Origin of the sequence: Segatella hominis, from assembly GCF_004535825.1 — a bacterium.
Lineage (GTDB): Bacteria > Bacteroidota > Bacteroidia > Bacteroidales > Bacteroidaceae > Prevotella > Prevotella hominis.
This window is the reverse complement of record NZ_SGVY01000009.1, coordinates 62942-75386: the sequence shown is the minus strand read 5'-3', so window position 1 is coordinate 75386 and position 12445 is coordinate 62942. Positions and strand designations below refer to the sequence as shown.

General features: G+C 46.4%; 6 protein-coding genes. 1 reads left to right on the top strand and 5 read right to left on the bottom strand.

The window, feature by feature from the left end; all coding sequences use genetic code 11:
* Positions 1–5 precede the first annotated feature (5 nt).
* Positions 6–740: a hypothetical protein gene (locus EXN75_RS05135; RefSeq protein ID WP_134843003.1), complete on the top strand. Its 735-nt coding sequence runs from the start codon at positions 6–8 to the stop codon at positions 738–740.
* Positions 741–1346: 606 nt separating this feature from the next.
* Here EXN75_RS05135 and EXN75_RS05130 read toward each other — a convergent pair.
* The 5 genes from EXN75_RS05130 to EXN75_RS05110 are packed head-to-tail and all read right to left on the bottom strand — an operon-like array spanning position 1347 to position 12437.
* On the bottom strand, positions 1347–3188 hold the full coding sequence (locus tag EXN75_RS05130; protein WP_134843002.1) for a RagB/SusD family nutrient uptake outer membrane protein: 1842 nt from the start codon (positions 3186–3188) through the stop codon (positions 1347–1349).
* Between the two features lie 31 nt (positions 3189–3219).
* Positions 3220–6510 (bottom strand): SusC/RagA family TonB-linked outer membrane protein, encoded by a 3291-nt coding sequence (locus EXN75_RS05125; protein ID WP_134843001.1) that lies wholly within the window; start codon positions 6508–6510, stop codon positions 3220–3222.
* A gap of 26 nt (positions 6511–6536) precedes the next feature.
* Positions 6537–8384 (bottom strand): fasciclin domain-containing protein, encoded by a 1848-nt coding sequence (locus tag EXN75_RS05120; RefSeq protein WP_134843000.1) that lies wholly within the window; start codon positions 8382–8384, stop codon positions 6537–6539.
* 49 nt (positions 8385–8433) lie between these two features.
* Complete coding sequence (locus EXN75_RS05115) at positions 8434–10578, bottom strand: fasciclin domain-containing protein (protein ID WP_134842999.1); 2145 nt, start codon at positions 10576–10578, stop codon at positions 8434–8436.
* 32 nt (positions 10579–10610) lie between these two features.
* Positions 10611–12437 (bottom strand): RagB/SusD family nutrient uptake outer membrane protein, encoded by a 1827-nt coding sequence (locus EXN75_RS05110; protein WP_134842998.1) that lies wholly within the window; start codon positions 12435–12437, stop codon positions 10611–10613.
* Positions 12438–12445 lie beyond the last annotated feature (8 nt).

Here is a 12445-nt window from a genome sequence, read left to right as displayed (position 1 = left end):
GATTTATGAGAAAATTCTTTTTATTATTATGTCTGGTTTGTGCGGCACAGGGAATGTCCGCACAGACCGACATTCACGACAAGTATTCTTCCAAGTCTGAGGCTTGTGAGGATGGTACTTATCGAAAGTCTGACGGATATAAGAAATTTGGTCAGATTGGTTGGGAGAAGGAGAGCGGCTGGCGCCAAATCCAATATCTTGACCGTTATGAGCGGGAACATCGCATATACAATACCAATTCTTTCTTGTACTGTCAGGTGATGTGGAATGGTGTTCTCCTGGATGATTGTGAGATTGTGGCTTTTGATTCGAAGGGCAATGTTGTGGGCAATCAGTGTCCTGAACCTTTTCCGCAGAAAGCAGGCAACCTGCATCACGTGGCCATCATGGCTATCTTCGGGGATACGCCTCAGGAGAAAATTACCTTTAAGGTAATCAAGGGTGCCGGTACGGTTGCGGATCCTGTCACGGAAAAACAGGCTGAGGAGGTTCATCTGTTTGTTCCTAATGGAACGACGGGACTTGTGGATGCTGATGGGGATGGTCGTCTGGATACCTGGAAGCCTGTTGTGCTCCATGTCAAAGAAACGCCTACTGCTATCAGGGAGGTTTCAGCAGACTCTGTGAAAGGTATAAACGACAAGATAGTCTATACTTTATCTGGCCAGCGCATCCACAAGGATGCTGTCTCTCCTGGTACAATCATATTGGTCAATGGAAAGAGATATTTAGTTAAATAAGTTGTGTTCCGACCATGTGCTTGCCTATGGCAATAATGTGCCCTTACTGAGGGCACTTTTGCGCCATAGGCAAGTTTTTTTTCTATCTTAGTCCTTTTTCTTCAACTCGTATAGGCATTTACCCTTCACCCTTCATCTTTTTTCCTGAAACCCCCATAAACACTGGGGTTCTGGAGGTGAAGGGTAAAAATTCACCCTTCACCACCCATCTTCACCCTTCACCGTCTGTCATCTGAATGTTATTTTAGCCTTAATAGAAGCCTGCTTCACTCTTAATAGAAGCCTGCTTCACTCTTAATAGAAGCCTACTTCACTCTTCATAGAAGTCTGCTTCACTTTTCATGGAAAGCCGGAAGATGCTAAAATAAATAACGGGTGGTGAAGAATGACGAAAATTTTTACAAGACGAAAGGTGGTGAAAGGTGGTGAAGGGTGGAAATGAGTAATTGTTTGAGTAACCGTCTGAGTGTCAGTTGTTTATGTGGCATAGGTGAAGGGTGAAGGGTATTTATACAAACGAAACGCTTTCTCGCAGGCGAGAAAGCGTTTCTAACTTGTTATATCAAGTGTGGCCACTTGATGTTTTATAACTCATGTCCGAGCCTTTTATTTGAATGGCATAAACCAGTTTTCTGGATTGCTGAGATCAATGCTGAGATTCTTGAACGCAAGCTTGTCACGAAGCCAGAGTGAACCGTAGTTGGTGCCCCAATAGCTGTCTGTGTTCTTGTGGCGTGCAATGCGGCAGAGGTCGCCATAGCGGGAACCCTCCCAGGCAAGCTCCAATGCCATTTCATCGCAGAGCAGGTCTTCTACACAGTCCTGATTGATTCTCAAACTGTCTTCTGCAGTTGCATTGGCAGGATAAGCATGGCCCAACTGAGCCAACTTCTTGTCAATCTCATTCTGGAACTGATAACCGGAACCATTGCCCATGGTGAAGCCAGCACCGCGAGCGTGAATACCCTGATTACCCAAAGACATACCGTTGGTCTCACTTTCATCATTGAAAACGACACGGTTTTCTGGTGTCAGGAATGGCAAGGTGGTCTTGAGGAACTTGATGCCTTCCTGGGTCATATAGGTGGTGTCCTCTTCCAAGGTATGATTCCAGCCATCCTTCAATACGGCGAATGCTACATCAGGATGTCCCATACGGTTTACAGCCTCAGCTAACTTCAGATAGATACCCGCAGTTCGGTACAATGTGATATTGGCATTATAATACTTCAGGATGACCTTAGTCAATTCCACCTGTGTGCTAAACTTCACTCTTTCGTATGAACTGTGGTAGCGCATATCACCGATAGAGGCTTTAGCGAAAATCAGGTTCTTGATGTTGAATTCAGAACTGCCGTTACCATTTCCATTTGCATAGTAGAAGTCCTGACTGTTGCTCAAATTCATATAGGCATTGGTAGGTTCAAGAGAAATCTTCTCGTTTACTTCCGTACCATCTGATGAAGTATAGTAATTGTAACCGAAGAGACCTGGCAAAGCTGTAATCTCACCACGCAACTTATTGGTAGCCATTGCTACGTAAGTATCAGTTTCCAAGTCGTTGATATAGCGGCTTTTCCAGTCTGATGTATTGGAAACCATACAGTAGTATCCATTCTTTAACGAAGTAGGGTAGCTATTGTAATCAGGACTGTAGGTAGGTCTTGCTAAATAGTTCTTAACCGTCTCTTTGTTCTTCTTCAGGTAGTTGAAGTAGTGCTCTACAGCCTTTGCATAGTTGCCGGATTCCAGATACAGGTCTGCCAAGATCAATCTTACAGGAATCATCATCTTCGCTGTATTGACAGTCTTGTTGTTTCCTGCATCGTTGGTACCTGCATCAAAGTTACCCCAGTTAGGTACTGGCAGATCTACATACTGCTCCAGGTCTGGAGCCAACTCAGCAGTAATACCATTGATATCTTTCTTCTCGGAACTTGCAGCATTCTCGATGCCGGCGATATCCGTCAACGGCTTGGTATAGAAAGGTACCTTGCCGTAGTTGTGGGTCAACTGGAGATAAGCCCATGCACGGATAGCCTTGGCCTCTGCATACTCCTTCATCGCCACTTCACTGGAACCGGTAATCAGCGTGGTGTCACGGTGAGCAATGTAGTAGTTGCAGTTGTTGATGATACGGTAGTAAACGTATGCAGAATCGTACTTGTTGGTGCCGGAGTAATCGAAAGAAGCCAGTTTCTGCAAATCGGTTGAAGCGTCCTTCGTGATGGTCAATAGGTCACCACGAAGTTCGTTGATAAGCACATTCTGGTCGATGGCCTGCTGTACACCCTTCAATATACCATTGATGTAGAACATGGAGTCCACTTTATCATCAAGCGATGGATTGGTGATGTAGCGGTTGGATCCATCATCGAACATATCACTGCATGAGTTGAGTGTGATAGCAGCCATGAGTGCTGCAATAAAATATTTAATTTTTATCATTTTTGTATGCTTTGTGATTGTTGTACTATTATTAGAGGTTGATCTTCACACCGAGCGTGAAGGTGCGACCTTGTGATACGCAATCTGTGTCAATGCCCTGGTAAAGCACTGCATTGGATACAGACATCTCTGGATCTCCGCCAAGATACTTGCTGATGGTGAAGAGGTTGTTCGCCTCTGCCCATACCTGAAGTCCCTGGAGCCATGAAGAGTTGACAGGTATCTTGTAGTTGATATTGAGGGAGCGGAGCTTCAGGTAGCTGCCATCCTCTATCCATCGGTCGCTGAAGCGTGAGTTACCCATCTTGTCTCCATAAGAGATGCGAGGCATATTGGTTACCTGGCCTTCTGCTCTCCAGCGGTCTGTCATGGCGCTGGTCTGGTTGTAGAAGTTATTGCCACCCTCGAGGATGCTGCGCTGATAGTTGTAGATATCATTGCCGATCGAGTAACCGAATATGGCTGATAATGTCAGGTTGCCCCATGTAGCGTGAGCAAAGAAGTTACCATACAACTTAGGGTTTGGATCACCAATGATGGTCTTGTCGCTCTCATTGATGATGCCGTCGCCATTGAGATCCACGAAGTGCATGTCACCTGCCTTGAAATAGCTCTTGGCTCCGGTTTCATCTACCTGGTAGAGATAGCCGTCCTTGCCTGCTGCCTTTGCTTCTGCATCGGTAGAGAATACACCGGCTGTCTTGTAACCATAGAATACGCCTGCACTGTGATTGACGAGTGTTGCGATGTTCTGGTTGCCGTAGATGCTGGATGTGTAGCCTACTGCTGCATTTTCCTGACCATTCAGGGCAAGGGTTGTGTTGTTAGGAAGCGACTTGATCACGTTCAGATAATGACCGATGCTTGCTCCTAATTCCAGAGTGAACTTGCGGCTGACGATAGGCTTGCCGTTGATGTGTACCTCTACACCCTTGTTGTCCAGACTGCCCTCGTTGCTCCAATAGCTCTTTACACCTGCCACAGGAGTGGTGAAATCCTTCAATGTAAGAAGGTTGGTGGTGTGGTTGAAGAAGAAGGTGAAGTCCAAACCTAAACGGTTCTCTAACCACTGGCTCTCGAAACCTGTATAGAAGCGGCGAGTCTTCTCGTAAGTGATGTTCTCGTTACCGATATTGTTGAGCTGTACGGCTGGAATGTTGTTGTGCAGGAATTTCAACACTTCGAAGGATGTGCGGGCAGCCTTGTTGTTGATGTTGTCATTTCCTGTCACTTCATAACCTGCGTTGAGGCGCAAGTAGTTGAAGTTCTTTCCCTTTGGAGCCCAGTTCTCATTGGTTACTACCCAACCAGCCTGTACGCTTGGGAAGAAGCCCCATGCCACATCACCGATTCGCAGACTTGTAGCCTTCTTGCCGAAGGTACTGCTGCTCTCCATAGAGGCAGCTACCTGCAGGAAGTAGCGGTTGCGGTAGTTGTAATCTGCCTGAGCATACCAGGTGAGTGAGGTGTTCTTGTAGTCGTTACCTGTGGCATCCTTGAAGTCCATGCTGTTGGATACGTTAGGCAACTTGTCATTACCGGCTGTACTATACTGACCTGTCGGGTTGTTCATCTCATAGTTGTAGCTGAGGTATCTGAAACCACCCATCGCCTTGAGCGAGTGAGCACCGAAGAGGCGTGTGAAGTCCAGACGGGTGTCGCTCATCAGGGTTTCTTCCTTGGCGAAGATAGAAGCTGACTGCGTCTGAACTCTACCCAAACCTTCTACATAGTAGGTAGGAACACCGCCCTTTGGACGATAGTAACGCTGGGAGTTACGGTTCAGCGTATAGTTGATGTTCTCTCTCAATGTCCATCCACCCTTGAATTCAAACTTAGGAGCCAGACGGATATGGAACATAGAGTTCTCCATACGGTTCTTGTTGTTGCCGCTACCATTTACTAACAAGGCTGTTGGGTTAGCCAATGAGAGGTTCTGATTCAATGGAGTCAGGAAGTCATCTGCATCTGCCAATGTAGAGGTCAACTCACGGGTTGTATTGTTGTAGAGGTATGGATTCAGGATAGGAGCCTTGATCAGCGCGAGGAGGGTAGGAGATGTTACGGTACCCTTGCTGAAATCGCTTGGTGCTCCATCGTCGAATACATCACGGCTCAACTTGACATAGTCGATGTCAAACTGGGTTGAGAAGAAATTCTTGATGATGCTCAGGTCACTGTTGAAGCGGATGTTCACACGGTTGAAACCATTCTTCTTCACGGTGCTCTGTCCGTCTGTATAACCGAGTGAGAGGTTGTACATACCTACCTCATCACCACCCATCACATTGATGCTGTAGTTCTGGCTCAATGCAGTCTCATATACTTCTTTGCTCCAGTCAGTATTATTATGGTATGTCTTATAATAATAGTTGTTTGGATCTGTGGTCAGGAAGTTGAGAGAACCCTTTTCCAAGAACTTGTCAATCTTAGGATAGGTACTGAGCATTTCGGTAGCGTAGCTCATATACTGATCTGCATCCATCACCTTTGGCAGGCGTGGCACCAGGTTGACACCCATACCGATGTTGGCATCGATACGTGTAGCGATGGTTCTGCCGCGGCGGGTCTCCAGTACGATGACACCATTGGCACCCTTGGCACCATAGATGGCAGTACCATTCTTCAGTACAGTAACCTTCTCGATGTCGGCAGGATTGATGTTCAGCAACTGGTTGTTGAACATACCTGTCTGAAGTGAAGTGCCGTCGTATTGCATGTCCATAGGAACACCATCCACTACAATGAGAGGCTGGGCGTTGGCATTCAGGGAGTTCAGACCACGGATAAACATGGCAGAACCGATGCCTGGAGCACCTGAGCGCTTCACGGTGCGTACATCAGCACCCAATTTCTCGCCGATGAGGTCTTCTATGGAAGTCTGTGTACTTACCTGTGCTTTCAGGCTTGCCTCGTTGCCCAACTTCGTACCATTGGTGTACATCTCGTTGAACTTGTCGCTGAGCATCTTCGCCTGGATGTTGTTGACACCTGCGATAGATACCTGCTGGCTTGCATATTGTGAGGTAAACAGATAGAGCGAGGTAGTGAAGGTAGGCACCTTGATCGTGAAGGTACCGTCCTCGTTGGTCATGGCAGCATAGCGAGCATTTCCAAGTGCCTGGATCTGCACACCGCTAAGAGGCTTGCCTGTGGCAGCATCGTAGATGGTACCGGATACCTCTTTCATCGGATAGTTTGGCTGCTTTTTGTTTACCGTTTCCTTCGCTCTCTTTTCGGCGTTGTCGGTTGTCTCTTGGGCATTGATTTCAGCAGCTACTGCCATCAAGCCCATTATAGCCAATATTCTGAAATTTATCATTGTCTTCAATTGTTGAGTTCGTGTTATTAATAGGTGTATGAATTGAGATCCCAGAAGATTTCCGGCATTTCATCTTTATATTCTTCACCACTTTCTCCGTTCAATGCTTTCTGAGCCTGATAGTACTTCACGGCTTCCATAGGAACTAATGTGATGCCTGCGATGCGCAGTACTGCACTCTGGTTCTTGACCGCACGGTCTCCACTACGTATGTTGAATACCGGATATGCCACAGGGTCTGTGAAGTTGCTCAGGTTGCGGTAGCAGAATGATGGATTGAATACACCCATGAATTTGCTCACAATCTTGGATTTCTCGTTCGTACCATAGTCGAATACAACTGATGCGAAGTTGGAAGAAACGTTGAAGTCCTTCTTCAGAGGTACAGGGGCAAATCTGGTGAGTGTTCCACCTGCAGCATCGTTCTGGAATGAACGTACCTGGAGCTTCTGTGAGGTTACCTCTGCTTCTTCATTGGTGATGTTGGCAGGAACCATTGTCAGATATACAGCGTATGGAGTGTACCACATTTCTGGCATATAGAAGTAAACCTCTGGCACTGCACCCAGGTTGGATGTTACCTCATAATATTGGTTGGCGTGCATGGAGCCTTCTACATTCTTGTTTCTGTTGTCGCTGCTTACTGCTACGTTCTGGTTGATGGATACTTTATCCACTGCTGCCTGGAAATTACCGTTCTGTGCTCTCAGGTGAATGATAGGGCACCAGCTGTCCCAAGGTTTTACGCGGAGCGAGTCTGTGAGCCATGCGTTACCGTTGCTCATCACTTTCTTCTCTGCATTCACAAACATGTCCTTGGCATCGTAAACCAAACGGCTGTTTTCGCTACGGTAGTTCAGGGTGTTGCAGATTACGTCGCCTGTTGTGCTCTTGATAGAGTCTGTTGCTCCTGTAGGAATATCACCCTTCTGGAAAGCAGGATTGATGGTATGACTGTAAATCAGTGGTCTCAGGATAGATGTTGTGGTATATAATTCTGTCAAACTATCTGCATCTAAGGTTATGGCACCAGCCTGAGTGTATTCCAATTCGCCTGTTTTATCGTTGTTCTTCACGGTGAAAGGCTTGATGGATTTCGGATACTTATAATAAGACTTTACTTTATCATAAGCCGCTTTCCATGCCTTGTCTGTAGGAACAATCATGGTATAGGTACTGTCCTCTGTGGTCAGTTTGGAGTTCAGGTAGTTGAACATCTTGTTGCTCTCTACATATACGGTATCAAGATAGGTCATTGCTCCATCCTTGATAGGGCCCTCGATACTGTTCTCCTTGTCGATTTCACGCTTCATGGCACTCTTGTAGAGCTGGGCAAGACTGGTCGTGTTCTCATTGCGCAGGAACTCTTCATAGAAGTTAGGACGGAAGTCCATGTATTTGCTCATCAGATGCATGATACCGTTCTTGGCCAACATGTTGGTACTGTCGATGGCGATATTGCCCAATGTATAGCTTCCATTGCCTTGGAATGACATCACCTTCTTGTTGAGCAGGTGGACACGCTCACTGATCTCACCGGTAGCTCTGTGATAACCGCGGGCGATATGGTTGTTGAGGAATTCTGCCTTCAGCAAGCTGTCGCTCATGGCATTGTATTTTTCGAAGTCGAAAGCGTCGTTGGCTGGTGCCCATACGGTGTAGCTCTGGTTATTGGACAAAGCCTTGTCGTAACCTACCTTTTCCATCAGTGCAGCAAAATTGCTGAGCTTCGGATTGTTGCTGATCTGCTCCCACAGTGTCTGGTCTGATACGCCGGAGCCATCAGTAGTTACGTCATAATGGTCATCCCAGTCGGTGCAGCTTTGGAAACCCAAAGCTGCTACTGCTGTCATTATTATATATTTTACTTTCATATCTTTTGTATTTCTATGTTTGTTTTCTTGTTAGAATACATTCACCTGATTAGAATACATCCTCTGTCAGAGTAGGGTGGTTATACACGCTTGCAGGAACAATCTCGATGTAGTCAAGCTCAAACTCAGCTTCTGTATTCTCTGGCATGGCTGTCTTGCAGCGGAACCAGTTGTCCTCACCTTGTTTGAAGAACTGCTTGGTTACGACACGGCGAATATGTGGCTGACGGCTGATGTTCGTACGGGCAGTACCCTCAGCTCCCTTCTTGTAATTACTGAAGTAGTTAGGGCCTCTCATCCATCCACGGTTATGCATTGACTTGTCGGTCGCTGCACCTAAGTCGCCATCCTTGTCTGGGTCTGTCCAGCCGATGGTGGTTGACGTGATGCCCTCTCGCTGGTCGAGTGGAATATCGCAGGTCGTCATCTTGGAACGGTCTGAAGAATGGCCCAAAGAGAACTGTACCATCGTACGGTGTCCGGTGATTACATAGCCGAAGCGCAATTCGTAGGTACCGTCTTTTGGAACTGGTGGTAACTTGATGGCAAAGTCGTAGGCTCCTCTTACGAACAACTCGTCGCCCTGATAGTCCAACCAGCAATCCCAGTCTTTGATATAATTGTTGTTACCGGTCTTTGCTTCGTCCTTGGTCAGATAATATACACGGGATGACTCACCGTTGTAGATGACCATGTTCTCAAAGAATCCCTCAGGGATGCGGATGGCACCAATCTTGCGGTCGTTGCGACCGTATCTTGAAGAAAGCTCCTGATATGAATAACCTCTGATCTGATTGGTCATACTTTCATCAAACAATGACATGAACTCGAAACGCATACGCTCGTTGAGTACTTCGTTTGGTACTTTTTTCTCGTAGCAGAGAATGTCATTGATAGGGTGAATCCAGCCATTGGAAGCCTGGCGGGAGAGTGCTGAACCGCCAGCTACTTGAATACCATAATCACCGTCTTTAACCGTATTTGCTGCTCGATATGCATCCTTGGAGTTGGCACCCGGTGTGCTGGTCAATGTAGGATTGTTCAATACGCGGTTGATCCAGATTGAACTGACGGCACCGTTTTCCTTTACACCTGTCAGTTTGAACATGGTGTATGGCAATAAGGTACGTACATATTCATATACATCTGCATATTCCAACTCGTTGTAAGAGTAAACCAACTTGTCCATAGAAAGTGAATATTTCAGGATATGATAGCGGAGGAACATGTTCAATGTATTCCACTGATTGGTATAGTCGGTACCTGTGCTGATCTTGATTTCCGGATGATCTTCCAAGTAGCTGTACCAGGAAGCGCAATCCTTGTACCACTCGTTAGCTTTGGCTGCCAGCTCTTTCCAGTTGGTAATACCTTTATTCTGGAGTACCTTGTCGGTCTCTGCAAAGACGGTGAATCCCACCTTGCAGCTTGTAGGATACTCAGCAAATGGATATTTGGTTTCCGGATCGATGGTAAACCAGTTGATACCATTGGTACGGATATGCTCCTTCATCACCTCATCCAGACCTGTCTGCTTCAAGGCATCGCACCAGATACTATAGATTCCCATGTTCTCCATTTCGTCTATAATATAATTGGTAGAGCGGTAGAACAGTTTGTCGATGGTATGAACCACACCGTTTTCCACCTCGTGGTCTTTGTTGATGATCTTGGTGGTTCCATCGATGGTGATGTCGTCGCCTACACGCTTTGGTGAGTGAGTGTTACCGCCCATCATGGTGATGTCTGAACCTGCCAGCAGATCATTGCTTGTCTTCTTCAGACCCGTAAGGTGTGCCTCTACGATATCTTTGCAGAGTGAGTCACGTTTCTCGGACTTCCAAAGGCGATCCAACGTGTTTTCATTACTTACATCACCTGTATAGAGTCCATTGTGATTTGCAGACTTTTTATCTTCCCACAATTCTTGGATATATTCTTTTACCGCCTCGTTGGTTGGAGCGAAGCAGGTATAGGTTCCGTATGCTGACAGGCGGTCTGCCAAACCTGCATACTCTGTTATCTTTGCGAAATCCGACAGAGTGGAATCGCTTCGCAAGTAGTCGGTGATGGTTTCACCGGTGAAAGTATAGAGGTTGCTTTCATCTATTTGCTCGGAGCATGAAGTGAAGGCGAGTGCACCGAATGCTACACCTGCTACCATGCCACCTATCTTATGAATGAACTTTGTCATAAAGCTATACTTAATTATGAATTTCTTGAATGTTATTCTTCTGTTCTCTCAGAACTTTGTGTCTCTACCCAAACAGGATTCTGGTGAATCAGCTTGTTGGTCTTGGTCTCGTTGTTCAGGATTGGCCAGTAGAGATGTCCCTCGTTTTTAAACTTGTATAGGTTTGTGCTATACTTGGTAGCGAGGATGTCCTTGAATGTGTTGCTCTTGTTGGCAATACTTGGCAGATTACTGCCGTTAGGGTCTATCTCGTAGAGTGTCTTGGTAGGATCTACACCTGTCATGTGGCGGTAACAGTAGCGCACCAGGTCAAACCAGCGCTTACCTTCATAGCAGAGCTCGCGTCCTCTTTCCTGGAGGCAGAGCATTTCCATCTTGTCTGCCTTGTTGTAGTTGTCTTGATAAACCAAGGTGTCCTTGAGTGCCGTCGTACTGATAGAACGCTGGTTCACAGCCTGGATCAGGGCAAATGGATTCTTCAGTTTGTTGGTTTCTGTACCTGCTAATTGAATCTGAGCCTCTGCCTTCATCAGCATGACGTCTGTGATGCGGTAGATGATCCAGTTCTGGTCGAACCTGTCGAAGTCACGGAGTGGTTGGATATAGATACTACCTTTCTTTCGGGTAGGAATGTCGTAAATGGCATTTTCTTTGTTCACCATCTTCTTCACCTCATAAGAAGAGTAGTTGTCATCATTCACACCATAGCTGCTGTTGTAGAAGCGGTAGTCGTTTTCAGACTGGAAGTAATTTGCGGTAGAAGCACTCTTGGTTGCTGGAGATGGATTGTCGCCGATGGCACCACCTACTGTAGATGTACCTACCATCATACCGTAGCCAGACTCCTGCTTCTCCCACTTGAAGTAACTCTTGCACAGCATGGTGTTTGAGTTCTTCTCTCCGTCAAACTGAAGTTCGAGGACGCTTTCAGAGGAGTTACCTTTTACGAAGTTATAGTAGTCAGCCCACAGACCTTTATATAAGTAGTACTGCTGTCTGCTGTTGCGGTAAACTGACTCCTGGCTGGTACCCTTGATGTTAGCCTCGAAATAGTTTAAGTGGGAGGTGATTACCTTGTCAGCATGGTCAATACATGCCTGGTAATACTCCTTGCTTTTGGCAGCATCTGTACCGCTCCAGAGAGAAGCTCTCCAGAGATATACGTCAGCGAGAATGGCATTGATGGCATCCTTGCTGAGGAAACCGGTTGTTCGCCAGTCGTCCTCTCCGAAGATACCGTAATTGTAGCAGCCCTTCTCTGCTTCTTTCAGGTCTTCGATACAGAGCTGGAGGGTAGAATCTGGTGCCAGCTGGCCGTCCAACTTCATGTCGTCTGTATTTTCGTATGCCTTTGTCACGTAAGGAACATCACGGAAAGCACGAACCAGATAGAAGTGGCAGAGGGCACGCAAACCTAACATCTGGGCACGGGCTGTCTGGTAGTCACCCTCGGTGAACTCAGGGTCTTTCTCCATCACCTCTGGGGCATGAGCCAATACGATGTTACAGGTATTGATGACATTATAGAAGCATGCCCATGAGTTGTAACCGCTACTTGGGTATAAATCTCCTTTGGAAATATCATCCAATGTAGTGTTTTTCAGTGAAGGATGTTTCTTCAACTCGTCTGAGCGGTAGTCACCCCACATAATCATTCTTTCTATGATTCCTCCATTAATCATGGCGGTGTAAGCACCAGTTACCACCTGTGTGACATCATCTTTGGTCTGCCAGAAGTTCTCGCCGATGGTCTTGTCGGTAGGATAGATGGTCAGGAAGTCATTGCATGAGCTAAGCGACAGCATACCTAAGGTTGCTACGGCTAAACTCTTGACGATATTGTTTATTTTATTTTTCATTGTTAGTC

What these genes read in the sequence shown, in the direction of transcription:
- EXN75_RS05135 (WP_134843003.1), top strand. Translation starts at nt 6, where the DNA reads ATGAGAAAATTCTTTTTATTATTATGTCTGGTTTGTGCGGCACAGGGA.
- EXN75_RS05130 (WP_134843002.1), bottom strand. Translation starts at nt 3,188, where the DNA reads ATGATAAAAATTAAATATTTTATTGCAGCACTCATGGCTGCTATCACA.
- EXN75_RS05125 (WP_134843001.1), bottom strand. Translation starts at nt 6,510, where the DNA reads ATGATAAATTTCAGAATATTGGCTATAATGGGCTTGATGGCAGTAGCT.
- EXN75_RS05120 (WP_134843000.1), bottom strand. Translation starts at nt 8,384, where the DNA reads ATGAAAGTAAAATATATAATAATGACAGCAGTAGCAGCTTTGGGTTTC.
- EXN75_RS05115 (WP_134842999.1), bottom strand. Translation starts at nt 10,578, where the DNA reads ATGACAAAGTTCATTCATAAGATAGGTGGCATGGTAGCAGGTGTAGCA.
- EXN75_RS05110 (WP_134842998.1), bottom strand. Translation starts at nt 12,437, where the DNA reads ATGAAAAATAAAATAAACAATATCGTCAAGAGTTTAGCCGTAGCAACC.